A 16190-nucleotide genomic window follows, 5' to 3' on the forward strand; every position below is an offset into this window, starting at 1 on the left:
GAATTTTATGACAATCCTGTGTCATTTTTCTTTAAAAATTGTAAATTCATCGCTTAGAACCTCCATCTTCAAAACAAAACTTTAAAATCCATGTTTGGCAGCATTCAGGCGCAATTGCAGGAAGAAATCAAAAATCTTAAAGCCGCAGGGCTTTACAAGACAGAACGCATCATCCATTCCCCTCAAGATGCCGAAATCCTGTTGAAAGATGGCAGGCCTGTTTTGAATTTTTGCGCCAACAACTACCTGGGGCTATCCAGCCATCCCAAAGTTATCGAAGCGGCCAAAGCTGCAATCGACAGCCACGGTTTCGGCCTCTCCTCGGTAAGGTTTATTTGTGGCACGCAGGACATACACAAAATACTGGAGGAGAAAATTTCCGCATTTTTAGGTACGGAGGATACCATTTTGTATGCTGCTGCATTTGATGCGAATGGGGGAGTGTTCGAACCGATTCTCGGACCCGAAGATGCCATTATTTCTGATGCGCTAAACCATGCCTCCATCATTGACGGGGTCAGGCTTTGCAAAGCCATGCGTTTCCGGTACCGCCACAACGATATGCAAGACCTGGAAGCACAGCTCAGGGCTGCAGATGAAAAAGGCGCGCGGCACAAACTGATCGTGACGGATGGGGTGTTTTCCATGGACGGCACCATCGCTCAACTGGATAAAATAGTGGAATTGGGCGAAAAATACCAGGCCCTGGTGATGTCGGATGAATGCCATTCCACAGGATTTATGGGTAAAACCGGAAGGGGTGTACACGAACTGAAGGGCGTGATGGGCAAGATGGACATCATTACCGGTACACTTGGAAAGGCCCTGGGAGGAGCCTCTGGTGGCTTTACATCAGGAAGAAAGGAAATTGTGGAGCTCCTGCGACAAAAATCCCGGCCTTACCTGTTTTCCAATACCCTGGCACCAGCCATAACAGGCGCATCCATAGCCGTGTTTGATTTGCTGTCGGAGACTACGGAACTTCGGGATCGGCTGGAAGAAAACACGCGTTTTTTCAGGGAAGGAATCCGGGACGCTGGCTTTGATATCAAGGAGGGTACCCACCCGATTGTGCCCATCATGCTGTACGAGGCTCCCCTGGCACAGCAAATGGCTGAGAAATTACTGGAAAAAGGCATTTACGTCATTGGTTTTTATTATCCGGTGGTCCCGAAAGGGGAGGCGAGGATCCGGGTACAACTCTCGGCGGCCCACGAAAAAGAACACCTGCAAAAAGCCATCAATGCCTTTACCGAAGTGGGCAAGGAATTGGGTGTGATCAGTTGATTGGTTTTCGAATTGGCAACTTTAAACTTTTCCAAAGTTTAGAACTTTGGAAAAGTTAAGCCTAGATTTTCAAATCGATCGCAACCAAAATCCCCCTTTATAAAGGGGGAAAAAGGGGGATTTTTTACGCAATACTGAAAATCACCGGTAACTACAAAGTTTAGAAACTTGGAAAAGTTAAATTGGAAAATTTAAGCACTACACCTCGGTAGGTTTTTTGAAATCCTGAGGTTTTCCTGATCGGCTGACCGGCTCAAATTTTTCGTCAATCTCTTCTCCCGTCAGGTAGTTATTGATGATTTCCCGCACTTCCTGAAAGGAAAGGTTATGCAGGATTTTGCCATTTTTTGCCAGGGAAACCTGTCCGGTTTCTTCGGATACAATCAATACCAATGAATCGGTGGCTTCGGACATGCCTATCGCTGCCCGGTGTCTCAGCCCGAATTGGGCAGGTACGTCGCGCTCGGTGACCGGAAGGATACATCTGGCGGCTTTTACCCGCCCATTAAAAATGATGACCCCGCCATCGTGGAGGGGGGAGTATTTGTTGAATATAGAAACCAAAAGTCTTTTGGAGACCAGGGCGTCTATCAGGTCTCCGCTTTCGGCATAAAACTTCAATTCAGAGTTTCGGGAAAGCACGATCAGGGCACCCGTGCTACTACCTGACAGCGTTTTGGAGGCCTCTATGATTGGGGTGACATTGAAAGCCAGACTTTCTCTTTTTCTCCAGAATAGCAATTCCTGCCAGAGATTTTCATTGGAAAATATGGAAGATTTCCCCACAATGAGAAGGAATTTCCTGATTTCCTGCTGAAAAAGGATAATGGCCGCCAATACACCTACTCCCATAAACTGTCCCAGGATGATGGTCAGCAGCTCCATCTGGGCGGCACTCACTACCAGGTAAATCAGGTATATGGAAAGAAACCCTAAAAATATCTTTATGGCCACACTCCCGCGCATGAGTTTGTAAACCTGATAGATCAAAATACTTACCAGAGCAATGTCTATCAGGTTGACAAGGGAAACGTCCAAAAAGCCTATTTTAAAGAGTAATTTCAAGTGTAGAGTTGTTTATATAATTTTAAAGTTTCATTTGCTTCTTTTACATCGTGCACCCTTAAAATACTGGCCCCATTCATCAGTGCAGCCATATGAAGGGCGGTGGTTCCATTGAGGGCTTCCTCCGGATTGGTTTTCAATAATCTGTAAATCATTGATTTACGTGACAGTCCCACCAAAATGGGCAATTGCAGGGTTTTAAAATAGGGCAGATGCCGTATAAGCCTGTAATTCTGTTCCAGTTTTTTTGAAAATCCCAACCCTATGTCCACTATTACATCTTTTATGCCAGCTTTATAACAGTTTCTTAGTTTTTCTGAAAAAAAATACAACATTTCTTTTTCCAAATGATCGTAAGCTGTAAAAGCCTGCATGTTTTGGGGCTGCCCTATCATGTGCATGCAAACATAAGGTACGCCCAAACTACCTGCAGTAGCATGCATTTGTGCATCCAGGCTACCTCCTGAAATGTCATTGATCAGGTCTGCACCTGCAGCAACAGCTTCTTTCGCTACCCTGTGTCTAAAAGTATCAATAGAAATCAGGATGTCGGGAAACCTTTCCTTTATACCACTGATAACGGAAATTACCCTTTTTAGTTCTGTTTCTTCGGGAACAAAGTCCGCACCGGGTCTGCTGCTGTACCCCCCGATATCTAAAATATGGGCTCCCTGGGATATCATGGTTTCCGCTTTTTCCAATGCGGCTTTTTTTTCTCCGGCGATTCTGCTGCCTCCATAAAAGGAATCCGGTGTACTGTTGATGATGCCCATGATCCAGGGCTGGTCCAAAGCGAATAGCTTTCCTTTGATCTGAAGTGTTATTTTTGGGGGAAATAAAGTATCTTCGGCATTAGAAACCGAACGTAAATCGTCAAACATAAAATTCCATTGCTTTGGAAACACAAACCGCAAGCGAATATAATGAAGTTATTGGCCTTTGTAAAGAACTTTTCAAGAAGAAGACTCAGGATTATGGTACCTCTTGGAGGATTTTAAGGCTGCCTTCCCTTACAGACCAGATTTTTATCAAGGCCCAGCGCATCCGTTCCATTCAGGAAAAAGGACAGCAAAAGGTCACAGACAGCATCAGGGATGAATTTATCGGCATTATCAATTATTGTATCATCGCTTTGCTTCAGCTGGATTTGAAAGACGACAATAGAAAGGAAATTAGTTTTGAAGAACTGGAGCCACTGTATGACAAATGGGTAAACGCTACCAGAGAATTGCTGGCCAATAAAAACCATGATTACGGAGAAGCCTGGAGGAGTATGCGGATCCCATCCATGACGGATATCATTTTGATGAAGCTGTACAGGGTGAAACAAATTGAGGACAACAGGGGAAAAACCCTGGTATCCGAGGGGGTGGTTGCCAATTATCAGGACATGCTTAACTATGCCGTTTTTTGTATGATTAAATTAAATGAAAATGATCATTAAAACCATATTGTTCATTGCCAGGCTCCTTGTCGGGGGACTGTTTGTTTTTTCCGGGCTGATCAAAGTGAATGATCCGGTAGGAACATCCATCAAGATGCAGGAGTATTTTGATGTATTTTCCACGGATATATCCCCCATATTTGAGCCACTGAAAGCCATAGCACTTCCCATTGCAGTGATTTTGGTAATCCTGGAGGTGGCATTGGGGATTATGGTCCTGGTAGGCTGGAAAGTGAGGACCGGGATTTATCTATTGCTATTGATGATCCTGTTTTTTACCTTTCTCACCTTTTATTCCGCCTATTATAACAAAGTGACCGACTGTGGTTGTTTCGGAGACGCAATCAAACTAACACCCTGGGAATCCTTTTACAAAGACATCGTGCTTCTGGTGCTGATTGTCTTTATGGTTGTATTCAGAAAACAACTGCCCGAAGGCAAAACGGCTATTGGAAAATGGCTGACTGTTGGCTCTTTTGTCCTTTCCCTGGTGCTTGCGGTATATGCCATAAGAAACCTTCCTTTCATTGATTTCCGGGCTTTTAAGGAGGGAGTGAACATTCCCCGTGCTATGGAACCTTCTGCCAATTTGGAATACAGCTACCTGATGCGAAAGGATGGCAAAACGGTGGAATTTGACCAGTATCCTTCGGATGAAAGCTATGAATTTGTGGAGATGAATTTAAAGAACCCGGAAGCACTCCCTAAAATATCTGACTTTGCCATTTGGAACGATAATGGTGATCATACCCAACAAATGCTAAGCGGCAAAAAGCTATTGATTTTTTCCCACAGCATTCAAAAGATGGATCTTTCCCTGGAGCAGATGGAGAAAATCAGCGGCCTGATCAATGCTTTTCAGGGATCGGATGTGCAGGTAGCCCTGGTAGCCGCATCCTCAGAGGCTGAGATGGAGCAATTTTTAAAAGACAACGGCATACAGATCGGGTATTACATGGCGGATGCCACAGTGGTAAAAACCATCGTCCGTTCCAATCCGGGCCTTGTATTTTTGGAGGAGGGAACAGTGCTGGGGAAATTTCATTTTAGAAACACTCCAGATCCGGAGACGGCTCAAAGCTTGTTTGGACAATGACAGATCCCAGAAAAATCGTGTTGGTCGGTATGCCGGGAAGTGGCAAGTCCACCCTGGGTAAGGAATTGGCAGCAAAGCTTAATAGCCCTTTCTATGACCTTGACGACCTGATAGAAGAAAAGGAAGGAAAAAGTATTGCCGAAATCTTTTCCGAAAAAGGAGAGGGTTATTTCCGGAATCTGGAAACTTCAGTTCTGGGAGAAACCCTTCTGCTTGAGCAGGCCTTTATTTTGGCTACCGGGGGTGGTGCTCCCTGCTATAATGATAACATGAACTTGGTCAATTCCCATGCTGTTTCCGTTTATTTGGACGTACCGCTCAACCATATTCTGGACAGACTTAATCAGACCCAAATTGAGGTCAGACCTTTATTTTCTGGTTTGGAGACTGCTGAAATCATACTTAAGTTAAAAAACATGTATGTAGAGCGCAACAGGTATTACGAAAAAGCCAAAATAAAACTCAGTGGAGAAGACATCTCCCCTGAGTTATTGATTGCCGAATGGATGCCTTTTTTAAAAACTAAACCCTAAAGTCAGCATTCCGGAAAGGATGTTGTTTTCTGTGGTGGCCAGATTTGAACCTGGATAAGAATTGTAATAACTATTAAACATACTGTTGACCAGGCCAAAATCCACACTGAAACCAGGTAATTTCACCCCAATACCACCTGAGAGCTGTGTGTTGCTTCTGTCCAGATTGCCTGGCTCTGCGAATGGATCACCGTAAAAAGCGTAGCCTGCCCGGATGCGGATCATTTTTACCCTGTATTCGCCGCCTACACTGTAGTTGATGGCTTGTCCGTAAATATCACTGATGGCCACATTATCCTCTCCTGTGTTGAATACGTTCGATCTCAGGTTGGCTGTACTGTAATCCAGGAAGTCCGCATCAGCGGAAATAAATCCGTTCTTTCCGAAGAAATAAGTGAAGCCAGCCCCCACTTTCATTGGTGTTCTCAGGTTGTAACTGCTGAGAAAAATATCCGTTTCTGCATCAGACTCCGAAATGGTTCCAAATTCCGGGTCCTCGTAAGGAGGTGTAAAGTTTGCAAATATATCCGCATCATACTCCTCATTAAACCGGTTCCAGGTAGGGGACTTGAAATTGAGCCCCAGATTGAGCCGGTCTACAGGTTTGTAGATGATTCCCAGTCCCAGATTTATTCCGGAACCTTCCAGAAACAGGTTTTCCTGCAAGGAACTGAACAAGGTACTTGCGTCGTTGTCGTCCAAAAATTCTTCGTTGTAGGTTTTGGTAGAGCGGAAATTAACCGAATTAATGCCAAGAGAGGCTCCGATAAAGAGTTTGTTTTTATAGTTCCCTCCATATGAGAAACCAATCTGGCTCATGCTGCCCTCGTTTTCTATCATTTCTGATTTTTCCAGGGCCAGTGTGGCATTGGGTACATAATTGTATCCGCCATCTTCGGGATTGATCAAAAAGGCTTCAAAATACAGTCCATCTGTACCGTTGGGCACCCCTTGCTCATTGTATAGGTCAACATAGTAATCCAAAATGGATCCCTGATCCAGCTGATTGGAGAAATAACCGAAATTATTGTTGTAGCTGGCCTGTCTGTTAATGCTGATCCCGAAAGATCCTCCCCTCCAATCTCCAACTTCCAATGGGGCTTTGGCCCTGCTGATAACCGCTCCCAGATTTGGAATGGAGAAATTCGTGGCATTGTACCCCCTTGATTGGTTTAGGAGAAACGTTTCTGCATTCCAGTCACTGTAGGCAGCCGTAAGACTGAACTCGGATTGCTGGAAAAAGCCAAGTCCGGCAGGATTGCCATGAACATTGCTGATATCTCCTCCCAATGCATTTTGGGTACCACCCAAAGCGGATATTCTTGCTGAACCTGTAGATCCAAACTGGCTGAATCTGAGGGCATCTTCTACATAGCCACTTTGAGCTGTTGAATGCTGCACATGAATGATGGACAACACTGCTAAAGACAAAATCAATTTTAATCCTTTCATATCATCTGAATTAAATACTGAGTTGGTTTTGAATTCCAAGCGGCTTGAATAATTGCCGAATTTGCTTTAAAAAGGCAACCTTAAAGCCGACAAGATTTGATCGCTTAATTTTGAACGAAAACAAGAAACTTAAGTTGAAGTAAAAATAGCGTTCAAATACTTAGGTTTTGGTAATGGCTGATTGGATAATTAAAGGGAAGGTTAAAAAATAAAATAACTTGATAATGAGGTAAAAAAAGAGGGAATTAATTCCCTCTTCTACTTCCTCCTACGCTACCTCCTCCTCGGGAAGCTCCTCCTCCACTGTAGCTGCCTCTGCTTGGCGCACTGTAAGAGGATGAAGACCTTGAGGGAGCAGAATAACTACTTCTGCTTGGTGTGGTAGATCGTTGCTGATAACTTGGGGTAGAAGTCCTGTTGGTTCTGCTTCTGTTATAGGAAGGAGAAGAACTTCTACTATTTGACCTTGGAGCAGTATAAGATGACCTGTTACTGCTTCGGTTGGTATTGTACCTGGAATTACTGCTCGCGGGAGCTTGTGTTCTACTATATGAACTGGTCCTGCTTGGCGCATTATAACTGCTCCTGGAGGAGGTGTTTCCTGAACGATTCATTGCAGGAGAATTAATGTTCCTTCTTGAAGGCGCTGCAGAAGCAGCGTTATAATAATCATTTTGTGACCTGCTGAAAGAGTTTCTGGTTGAAGCAGATCGGTTATTGTTATTTACTGACCTGCTACTGTTCATTGCATCTCTCCTTGCCGCAGCTCTGGACGAACTTGGCTGAGCAATATTCCTTGACCTGCTGGTACTGCTTGCCAAAGAAGAAGCCCTGCTAGGCCTGGCGCTTTGCACCAATTGTCTTCTGTTACCTTCATTGCCTCCTGGCAGTACAATAACGGGTGAGTATATATTCCTACCCCACATGCCTCCACCATAGAGACCTCCAAAACCAGGTCTGAATCCAAATCCGGGTCCCCAGAATGGATCATAAAAACCCATGCCAGGTCTCATGAATGGACTTCCCCATCCAAATCTGCTTCCAAAACCGAATCCCATACCAATAGACATGTTAAATCCAGGTCTGAAACCAAATCCAGGACCCCAGAAAGGATCGTAAAATCCCATTCCTCCGAAACCAGGACCCCAGAAAGGATCATAAAATCCTCCCATGCCCATCATCATTGGATTGAATCCCATACCCATCATGGGGTTCATAAAATAATTGTTGACAACGGGATTGTTGCCATTAGCACCCCTGAAATTATCATAGGCATTGATATTGGGATCTCCCTGAGCCAGGCCTTCTCCTGTCTCAGCATCATCAAAATACACAGTACCTTCATCTTCTACCGGAGCAGTTGATCTTTGATACTTTGCTATGTACTCGGGGTTAACATTCTTGGAACTGAAGTTGTCAGAATCAGTATCAAGGGATTGAATCTGTTCTATGTCCTTAAAGTTTTCAGGATTGTTGTTTTTTACCGCAAATTCAGTAGCTATCCTGGCATCTGATGCCATGAAGTACAGGTTGTCGATTTCTTCTCCGCTCCTGCTCGCATTGTAGCTGGTATTGCAGGCAGCTAAGCCTAAAATCGCTACTGCACCTAAGGTCCGTATGGGATTGAAATTAATCATAGGAATTTTAGTTTATTACTCTCCCTACTATATACGTGAACATAGCAAGAGGGTTATCATTTTTTAAATTATCTTTGTTGCAATCGAGAACCGAATATAAAGAGTTTTTTCAATACAACAAAGAAATACTAATGAGCAAAGGATTACCAAAACGAAGTGAGGATTATTCCCTGTGGTACAATGAATTGGTAAAAAGGGCTGATTTGGCCGAAAACAGTGCCGTAAGAGGCTGCATGGTTATCAAACCCTATGGGTTCAGTATTTGGGAAAAAATGCAGGCTGAGCTGGATAGAATGTTTAAAAAAACCGGCCATTCCAATGCCTATTTTCCTTTATTTATTCCCAAATCTTACCTTTCCAAAGAAGCCAGCCATGTAGAAGGCTTTGCAAAAGAGTGTGCGGTAGTGACCCATTACCGGCTAAAGGCCGACCCTTCAGGAAAAGGTGTGATTGTGGACCCTGAAGCAGCACTGGAGGAGGAACTTATCGTAAGGCCTACTTCTGAAACGGTCATTTGGAGCACCTACAAAAACTGGATACAGTCCTACCGCGACCTGCCTTTACTGATCAACCAATGGGCAAATGTGGTACGTTGGGAAATGCGTACCAGGTTGTTTTTAAGGACATCTGAATTTCTTTGGCAGGAAGGCCACACTGCCCATGAAACCAAGAAAGAAGCCATAGAAGAAACCGTACGCATGATGAACGTGTATGCGGAATTTGCAGAGAATTTTATGGCTTTACCCGTAATTCGGGGGGTAAAATCCGAAAGTGAAAAATTTGCCGGAGCTGTGGACACCTATTGTATAGAGGCCATGATGCAGGATGGCAAGGCCTTACAAGCGGGAACCTCCCATTTTCTGGGTCAGAATTTCGCCAGGGCATTTGATGTAAAATTTGCCGGCAGAAATGGAGAATTGGACCATGTCTGGGGCACTTCCTGGGGAGTGAGTACCCGGTTGATGGGTGCGCTGATTATGGCTCATTCGGATGACAACGGTTTGGTACTTCCTCCCAAATTGGCCCCCATTCAGGTGGTGATCGTCCCCATATTTAAAAGTGAGGAAGAACTGGCCGCCATCCGTGAAAAAGCCCATGAAATTATGGATGCATTGGATGCCTTGGGCATCACTGTGAAGTTTGATGACAGGGATACCTTTAAACCAGGTTGGAAATTTGCCGAATACGAACTCAAAGGTGTTCCCCTCAGGCTGGGCATTGGTCCCAGAGATCTTCAAAACAAAACCGTGGAAATGGCCCGCCGGGACAACCTTACCAAATCGGTCGTGAACCTGGAAGAGGAAGACCTTGCTGCCAAAATCAAGGAAACCCTTGACGATATCCAAAAAAGTATCTACGAGAAAGCCAGGATATTTACCCAGGAAAAAACAACCGCTGTGGATACCTGGGAGGAATTCGTGGAGGTATTGGAAAACAAAGGGGGATTTGTATCGGCACATTGGGACGGAACCGAAGCCACCGAAAACCAGATCAAGGAAAAGACCAAAGCTACCATTCGCTGTATTCCATTGGACCAGGTAAAGGAAGATGGTGAATGTGTCCTTTCAGGTAAGCCCTCAAAAGGCAGGGTGTTGTTTGCCAGGGCATATTGAAAGAAGACATAAGTATTTCCGGAAAATGATTCCCGGCAAGGGTATGATTAGAAAAGCCAGACGATTCGCTCGTTTGGCTTTCTATTTTGAGGATTTCTTGTAAATTTACAAAAAGGTTTGGATGTTGTCTAAAGCCTGAAATTTGATCCTATGGATTGGTTAATTTTGTTTAGTCTGATTGTATTTGGTGCCTTGCTGGTATTGATGGAAGTGATTTTCGTTCCCGGTACCACGGTAGTCGGGGCATTGGGACTGATCTTTACCGGTATGGGTATCTATTATGCCTTTCTGAATTTTTCGGCAAATGTAGCTTACACCGTAACCACCCTTACCATTTTGCTGAACATTGGTTTCTTGGTGTATGGGTTCAAGTCTGGAGTTTGGGATCGTTTCGCATTGAAGCAAACCATCATCAACCGTACTTTTGATGACAGGCTGGTAGGATTGGAAATTGGGCAAAAGGGCAAGACGATTTCGGATTTCAAACCTTTTGGGAAAATAGAAATTGAAGATAAAATTTATGAGGCCAAATCTGAAGGAGGATTTATCTCTTCAGGTACCCTGGTGACCATATCAAAAATAGCAAACAATAAAATTATCATTAAACCTTAAGACATGGAAATTTCAAATTCGGCGTTTATTTTAGTTGCAGCTTTTGCCGGGCTGATCTTACTCTTTATATTCCTTTATTTTGTTCCGGTAAATCTTTGGATTACCGCCATTTTTTCCAATGTCAAGGTTGGCCTGTTGGAACTGGTGGGTATGCGGATCAGGAAAGTGCCACCCGGGGTTATCGTCAATTCCCTGATCACGGCAACCAAAGCCGGTCTCAACCTGACCACCAATGACCTGGAAACCCATTACCTGGCCGGGGGTAATGTGCCCAATGTGATCCGGGCGCTTATTTCAGCGGACAAGGCGAATATCTCCCTATCCTTTAAACAAGCAACCGCCATTGACCTGGCCGGCAGGGATGTTTTTGAGGCTGTACAGATTTCTGTTAATCCAAAAGTGATCAATACGCCCAGCGTGGCGGCGGTTGCAGCAGATGGCATTCAGCTCATTGCCAAGGCCAGGGTCACCGTAAGGGCAAACATTGCCCAACTGGTGGGTGGTGCCGGAGAAGAAACAATTCTGGCACGGGTAGGAGAGGGCATTGTTACCTCTATTGGTTCGGCCAAAAATCACAAAAGTGTCCTCGAAAACCCGGATAAAATATCCAAGCTTGTTTTGGAAAGAGGCCTGGATGCCGGAACAGCCTTTGAAATTCTTTCCATTGATATTGCCGATATTGATGTGGGATCGAATATCGGTGCCAAATTGCAGATAGATCAGGCAACGGCAGACCTGAAAGTAGCAGAAGCCAGGGCAGAGGAAAGAAGAGCAATGGCCGTCGCCCTGGAGCAGGAAATGAAAGCCAAGAATGTTGAAATGAAGGCAAAGGTTACAGAAGCCGAGGCAGAAGTTCCCAAAGCCATTTCCGAAGCTTTCAGATCCGGAAATCTGGGAATCATGGATTATTATAAAATGGAAAATGTGAAATCCGATACCAGTATGCGGGATTCCATCGCCAATTCCGATGAAAGCAAATCAAGCGACCGGTCAAAGGGTAATGATAAAAACAAATAAAATAAAGGGGGCTTCAGGCCCCTTTATTTTTTTTCTTTTTCTGCCCCTGCGAATGCTCAGCAGCTATTTCTTCTGATGCAGCCTTTACGCTGCCTTTACTTTTTGCCAAAATCCTGTCATTTTCCTTGTCAAAAAGGATTTTGCTGTAGTGTAATGGAAGTATAAAATCCCCGTTTTCCTTTATTATCCCGTAGGCGTCTCCTTTTCGGACCAACACCTGGTCCGGACCTTCTCTTCTGATTTCTTCGTAGACCGCCGGGCTGATCAACTGCCCATCTGGTTTGGCCATTCCCATGAGTCCCTCATTTTCCAACAGAAAATACCCTGTACCAGTCTTGCTGATTTGTTCGCAGGAGTTTTCCAACAACATTTCTCCTTGTTGATTGATCAGGTTAAACCTGCCATCCTTTACCACAATGGCCACACCATTCGAAAATGGCCCAGCTTTTTCAAATGAAAAGGGGATGCGCATTTCATTGTTTGGATTGACATATCCCCATTGCTGACCTTTCTTCACTTCAGCAAAACCCTCTGAGAAAGGTTTTACCTGGTCGAATACCGGGTCAATAATGGTATCGCCGCTTGTATTGATATATCCGAACTTTTCACCCATAAGGGCCCCAAAAAGCCCCTCACTCCCGGGGAAGATCCTTTGAGCGGATAGGGTAGGCCGAACTTCCCACTTTCCCTGGGGGTTGAGAAGCCCTGTTTTCTGGTTTTTAAAATGGACATTATAATGTTGGCCCACCTTTCTCACGGAATCCATCCCCACAATATCCAACAGGATACCATCATTTTTCATGATTCTCCGCAACCTGCCATGAATATATTCCACCAACACATCATGCTCCAGGCTGATTTTATGAAAACTGTTGTACCGGATATCCGCATCCGTGGACAGGGCATTGATCAGCAAGTATTCTGCTTCATTGCGGGCAAAGAAATAATTCTCTTCCAGGTGCCTGATTTCATCAATAATTGGTTTGAGAATATAATCCCCTTCCCGGTTGATCAAACCAAGACCGGAATTTTCTTCCGCAATAATCACGTCCAGGCAAGGGTCGCTCAGGGAAATATACCTGTGATCCGGATTTTCGGATAAGGGCAAGGCAAATGAGCCGTCCTCTCTTTTGGCGATCACCTGTCCGTTTTTAGCAAATCTGGCCATTGCAAAGGTTCCAATGGGTTGGGTGGTTCTTTTGCCCCTGTCGTAAACAAAATAGGCATTACCTTTTCTGGCAAGCAGCAGATTGTAATAGGTAGCTATCTCATCATAGACCGTTGGCATTACCTGTTCACCATATTCGTGAAAGGCACCAAATTTATTTTCGTTTTTGATGATGATCCAGGGCTCAAGGTACTGGTAAAGGCTGGAACTGTCCACTGTGGCAAAAGACTCGTAGTCCGGTCCCAGAAACAACAAGTCGTTTTCCCAATTATTGATTCTGATGGAATTGCCTAAAAGTTGAATGTCTCCATTGGAGATTTTCTTTTCCAGGTTCAGTTGCTTGTCAAAAACCTCCCATACCTGACATTTTGCTTTTTCAATGTTTCCGATCAATAAAAACACCACTACTAAAAATGGCCATGGATGAAATTTTCGCATAAGGATTTCTTTTGGGTGAAAGTAAAAATAATTTGCAGTTTTCTCAATATAACCCTATTCCAGGTAAACCGTTTTTTTAAAAAATAAGGACTGGAAAAGAAAATCCAATAAGCCTTAAGCCTTTTTGGAATCTTGCTGTTTTTCCAGGTCAAATAAATCGTTGATAATGTCTATCATCTCTTCCGCCTGATCACGTTTACATGCTGCTCTTAATTGTACCACCGGCACTTTTAAAATTTTCTGCATCATACTCTTTGTGATCTTATCAATAATATCAAATTGCTGGGTATCTGCATTTTTCAGGTACCTTTCCAATTCTTCTTTCCGGATCTGCTCCAGACTGTTTTTTAGTTTATTGATGGTTGGGGATACCATCATTTCTTTTTTCCAATCGTAAAACTCATTGATGTTTTCTTCAATGATCTGTTCCACCTGTGGTATGGCAGCTGTCCTTTGGCTAAGGGTCTCGCTGGCCTTACTCCGGATATTGTCCACATTGTACAGAAGTACTCCGGGAATGTCTTCCACTGCGGTATCAATACTTCTTGGGACAGAAAGATCTACCAGAAGCTTGTAGCTTTTGATATCAAAGGTACTGACCAAACCTTTGGTAATAAAAGGTTCGGATTTCATAACGGATGAAATGATGACATCCGCCTCTTTCATCGCCTCAAAACTATCTTCGAATGGGATGGCCTCAAAACCATATTCCAGCGCAAGTGTCTGGGATTTGGTATAGGTCCTGTTGGATATCTTTATCTTGGCACCGGTCAGGTAAACCAGGTTTTTGGCCACATCTTCACCGATTTCACCCAGTCCCACCAGCAAGACCCTTGGTTGATGTGTATTGGAAGTCAACTCTTCGATCAATTCTACCGCAGCGTAAGAAACTGAGGCTGCTCCATCCCGAAACTGGGTCTCCTGAACCACTTTTTTGTTGGTAAAAAAGATGGTATGCATGAGCCGGTGCAGGAAAGGACCGGCCATTTCCATGTCTGCCGATGCCTGGTAAGCCCTTTTGACCTGGTTGGAAATCTGCATGTCACCTACAACCTGTGCCTCTAGGCCCATGGCCACCCGGAAAAGATGGTTGATGGCGGATCTGTCATCCTGAAATATGTCAAAGTACTCCAGGTAGGCAATGGTATTGGGCAATCCTTTTTCCAGCCCTACCAGCTTGATAATTTCGGTGGAAAGGTCCAATTCATGGCTGTAATAAACCTCTGTTCTGTTGCAGGTAGATAAAATTAGTGTATCTGTGAGACTGAAAAAATCCTTTAATTTGGTTAAGAGGGACCGTATGGCAGTATCATCCAACGACACCAATTCTCTGATTTCTACAGGTGCATTTTTGTATGAGAGACTTAAAGCTTTAAACTTTGATTGCATAATGAACTACTTCCAATGACAAATTTATCATAGAAAAGGGACGAATGGAATTAAATCACTGAAGCGAGTTTAATTTATAATCCTTCTAAATAAATTTTTTCATCATTTACCTACTTGCAATAATGCGAATTTTTGGAATATAATTCCAATAATATTAATTTATGCTGTCAATAGATGAAACCAATGGTAGATAAGTTGTTTTATTTTTTGAAATCCTACTTTGGCTTTTCCCGTCGGGAGGCCAGGGGTTTTGTATTTGTAGTCCCTGTTTTGGTCCTCCTTTATGCATTTGCCTATTGGGTCAGTGCCTACTACAGGGCCAGCAGCGAAGAAAGTTATTCCAGCTACCTGGAAAAGTTCCGGATGCTTGAGGAAGATTCCACTTTCTCTTCAAAAAATCCGCTTGAAACAAATGCCGGGACTACGATTCCTCAGGAAAAAGAAAACAGGGAAGCAAAGAAACAGCGAAGCACCCTGAGGGCACCCGTGAAACCAGGACTGAATACCATTGCTTTTTCTGAGACCACTGCGGTGGAGCTTCAACTGGTGAATGGGGTAGGGCCTGTGTTGTCCGAAAGAATCGTGGCATTTCGAAGCAAACTCGGGGGATTCAACAGGGCGGAGCAGCTATTGGAGGTGTATGGGGTGGATGCGGCACTTGCGGAGAAAATCTATGCAACATTCCCCTTCAGCTCCAACATAACAAGCAAGATCGATATCAATGAGGCCACAGTTCAGGAGCTTTCACAGCATCCTTACATAACCTTTGGTGAGGCCAAGGTAATTGTAGCTTACCGAAAGCAGCATGGGGCTTATAAAATGGCTTCAGACCTGCTCCATATCCGGATTTTTTCTGAAGAATGGGTAGATAGAGTTGCCCCATATTTGAATTTTTGAGAAAAATTTTATGGATCATTTTTTGTACCGGTAAAATTCATTCAATTTTGTTTTATGGAAGAAGGGCTAAGAAAGCCGCAGATGGAAAAGCTTAACCTTCCTGCCCATGATTTTCGAATAGAAGAGGCAGGCAATGGGAAGTGGTATATATTTGATCCCCTGAGAAAGAAAAATTTACTTTTGACTCCAGAGGAGTGGGTCCGGCAGCATCTTGTGCAGTACATGGTAGGCCAACTCAACTATCCGAAAAGTTTAATTGCTCTGGAAAGGGGATTGACGTACAATGCCCTTCAAAAAAGATTTGACATCCTGGTATTGAATCGGGAAGGTGGAGCTTTTTTTCTAATGGAATGTAAAGCCCCGGAGGTACCATTGACCCAAAAAACCATTGAGCAGGTTGGGGTTTACAACCAAAAAATCAAGGCGACTTTTTTAGGCATCAGCAACGGACGCAAACATATTTGCCTTAGGATGGATAATAAATCGGGTAGTTACCGGCAAATCAATCATTTTCCGGTATTCTCTACTGATTGAGCTTGAGT

15 protein-coding genes are annotated in these 16190 nt (G+C 44.0%); 9 read left to right on the forward strand and 6 right to left on the reverse strand.

Annotated features, from left to right (window positions below; translation table 11 throughout):
- Positions 1 to 90 precede the first annotated feature (90 nt).
- Complete coding sequence (kbl, locus tag G9Q97_RS12530) at positions 91 to 1287, forward strand: glycine C-acetyltransferase (RefSeq protein ID WP_166147364.1); 1197 nt, start codon at positions 91 to 93, stop codon at positions 1285 to 1287.
- 198 nt (positions 1288 to 1485) lie between these two features.
- On the opposite strand, the gene cdaA is transcribed toward kbl, so the two are convergent.
- Positions 1486 to 2352: a diadenylate cyclase CdaA gene (cdaA, locus tag G9Q97_RS12535; protein WP_166147366.1), complete on the reverse strand. Its 867-nt coding sequence runs from the start codon at positions 2350 to 2352 to the stop codon at positions 1486 to 1488.
- Positions 2349 to 3233 carry a dihydropteroate synthase gene (gene folP / locus G9Q97_RS12540; protein ID WP_166147367.1) on the reverse strand — a complete coding sequence of 295 codons (885 nt, stop codon included), beginning with the start codon at positions 3231 to 3233 and terminating at the stop codon, positions 2349 to 2351. The genes cdaA and folP overlap by 4 nt, the downstream gene beginning before the upstream one ends.
- Before the next feature lie 14 nt (positions 3234 to 3247).
- Here folP and G9Q97_RS12545 point away from each other — a divergent pair, with 14 nt between their 5' ends.
- From G9Q97_RS12545 to G9Q97_RS12555, 3 genes are read left to right on the forward strand one after another with little or no spacing between them, the layout of a single operon-like run.
- Positions 3248 to 3796 (forward strand): DUF1599 domain-containing protein, encoded by a 549-nt coding sequence (locus G9Q97_RS12545; protein WP_166147369.1) that lies wholly within the window; start codon positions 3248 to 3250, stop codon positions 3794 to 3796.
- Positions 3786 to 4892 (forward strand): BT_3928 family protein, encoded by a 1107-nt coding sequence (locus tag G9Q97_RS12550; protein ID WP_166147371.1) that lies wholly within the window; start codon positions 3786 to 3788, stop codon positions 4890 to 4892. The genes G9Q97_RS12545 and G9Q97_RS12550 overlap by 11 nt, the downstream gene beginning before the upstream one ends.
- A complete protein-coding gene (locus G9Q97_RS12555; protein ID WP_166147372.1) occupies positions 4889 to 5425 on the forward strand; it encodes a shikimate kinase in 537 nt (178 codons plus the stop codon). The genes G9Q97_RS12550 and G9Q97_RS12555 overlap by 4 nt, the downstream gene beginning before the upstream one ends.
- Here the strand turns inward: G9Q97_RS12555 and G9Q97_RS12560 are convergent.
- A complete protein-coding gene (locus tag G9Q97_RS12560; RefSeq protein WP_166147373.1) occupies positions 5408 to 6877 on the reverse strand; it encodes an OmpP1/FadL family transporter in 1470 nt (489 codons plus the stop codon). The genes G9Q97_RS12555 and G9Q97_RS12560 overlap by 18 nt on opposite strands.
- 245 nt (positions 6878 to 7122) lie before the next feature.
- On the reverse strand, positions 7123 to 8514 hold the full coding sequence (locus tag G9Q97_RS12565) for a DUF5320 domain-containing protein (RefSeq protein ID WP_166147374.1): 1392 nt from the start codon (positions 8512 to 8514) through the stop codon (positions 7123 to 7125).
- Between the two features lie 131 nt (positions 8515 to 8645).
- Between G9Q97_RS12565 and proS the strand changes: the two genes are divergently transcribed.
- From proS to floA, 3 genes are all read left to right on the forward strand, one after another.
- Complete coding sequence (proS, locus tag G9Q97_RS12570; protein ID WP_166147375.1) at positions 8646 to 10127, forward strand: proline--tRNA ligase; 1482 nt, start codon at positions 8646 to 8648, stop codon at positions 10125 to 10127.
- A 150-nt stretch (positions 10128 to 10277) separates the two neighbouring features.
- The gene (locus G9Q97_RS12575) at positions 10278 to 10739 is read left to right on the forward strand and encodes an NfeD family protein (protein ID WP_166147376.1); all 462 of its coding nucleotides are present in this window, start codon (positions 10278 to 10280) and stop codon (positions 10737 to 10739) included.
- A gap of 3 nt (positions 10740 to 10742) precedes the next feature.
- On the forward strand, positions 10743 to 11756 hold the full coding sequence (gene floA, locus G9Q97_RS12580) for a flotillin-like protein FloA (RefSeq protein ID WP_166147377.1): 1014 nt from the start codon (positions 10743 to 10745) through the stop codon (positions 11754 to 11756).
- 13 nt (positions 11757 to 11769) lie between these two features.
- On the opposite strand, the gene G9Q97_RS12585 is transcribed toward floA, so the two are convergent.
- Both G9Q97_RS12585 and hemA read right to left on the reverse strand, forming a co-directional pair.
- Complete coding sequence (locus tag G9Q97_RS12585) at positions 11770 to 13362, reverse strand: WG repeat-containing protein (protein WP_166147378.1); 1593 nt, start codon at positions 13360 to 13362, stop codon at positions 11770 to 11772.
- 114 nt (positions 13363 to 13476) lie between these two features.
- A complete protein-coding gene (gene hemA, locus G9Q97_RS12590; RefSeq protein ID WP_166147379.1) occupies positions 13477 to 14751 on the reverse strand; it encodes a glutamyl-tRNA reductase in 1275 nt (424 codons plus the stop codon).
- Between the two features lie 174 nt (positions 14752 to 14925).
- Here hemA and G9Q97_RS12595 point away from each other — a divergent pair, with 174 nt between their 5' ends.
- Together G9Q97_RS12595 and G9Q97_RS12600 are read left to right on the forward strand one after the other, a co-directional pair.
- A complete protein-coding gene (locus G9Q97_RS12595) occupies positions 14926 to 15648 on the forward strand; it encodes a ComEA family DNA-binding protein (RefSeq protein WP_166147380.1) in 723 nt (240 codons plus the stop codon).
- Between the two features lie 54 nt (positions 15649 to 15702).
- Entirely contained in the window at positions 15703 to 16182 is a 480-nt protein-coding gene (locus tag G9Q97_RS12600; RefSeq protein ID WP_166147382.1) for a type I restriction enzyme HsdR N-terminal domain-containing protein, read from the forward strand.
- Positions 16183 to 16190: the final 8 nt, after the last annotated feature.

It is taken from the genome of Cyclobacterium plantarum (genome assembly GCF_011290685.1).
GTDB classification, from domain to species: Bacteria; Bacteroidota; Bacteroidia; order Cytophagales; family Cyclobacteriaceae; genus Cyclobacterium; species Cyclobacterium plantarum.

Coding starts and splice junctions, on each gene's coding strand:
- hemA (WP_166147379.1), bottom strand. CDS start 14,751: ATGCAATCAAAGTTTAAAGCTTTAAGTCTCTCATACAAAAATGCACCT.
- G9Q97_RS12560 (WP_166147373.1), bottom strand. CDS start 6,877: ATGAAAGGATTAAAATTGATTTTGTCTTTAGCAGTGTTGTCCATCATT.
- floA (WP_166147377.1), top strand. CDS start 10,743: ATGGAAATTTCAAATTCGGCGTTTATTTTAGTTGCAGCTTTTGCCGGG.
- G9Q97_RS12585 (WP_166147378.1), bottom strand. CDS start 13,362: ATGCGAAAATTTCATCCATGGCCATTTTTAGTAGTGGTGTTTTTATTG.
- G9Q97_RS12550 (WP_166147371.1), top strand. CDS start 3,786: ATGATCATTAAAACCATATTGTTCATTGCCAGGCTCCTTGTCGGGGGA.
- proS (WP_166147375.1), top strand. CDS start 8,646: ATGAGCAAAGGATTACCAAAACGAAGTGAGGATTATTCCCTGTGGTAC.
- G9Q97_RS12600 (WP_166147382.1), top strand. CDS start 15,703: ATGGAAGAAGGGCTAAGAAAGCCGCAGATGGAAAAGCTTAACCTTCCT.
- G9Q97_RS12565 (WP_166147374.1), bottom strand. CDS start 8,514: ATGATTAATTTCAATCCCATACGGACCTTAGGTGCAGTAGCGATTTTA.
- G9Q97_RS12595 (WP_166147380.1), top strand. CDS start 14,926: ATGAAACCAATGGTAGATAAGTTGTTTTATTTTTTGAAATCCTACTTT.
- kbl (WP_166147364.1), top strand. CDS start 91: ATGTTTGGCAGCATTCAGGCGCAATTGCAGGAAGAAATCAAAAATCTT.
- folP (WP_166147367.1), bottom strand. CDS start 3,233: ATGTTTGACGATTTACGTTCGGTTTCTAATGCCGAAGATACTTTATTT.
- G9Q97_RS12555 (WP_166147372.1), top strand. CDS start 4,889: ATGACAGATCCCAGAAAAATCGTGTTGGTCGGTATGCCGGGAAGTGGC.
- G9Q97_RS12575 (WP_166147376.1), top strand. CDS start 10,278: ATGGATTGGTTAATTTTGTTTAGTCTGATTGTATTTGGTGCCTTGCTG.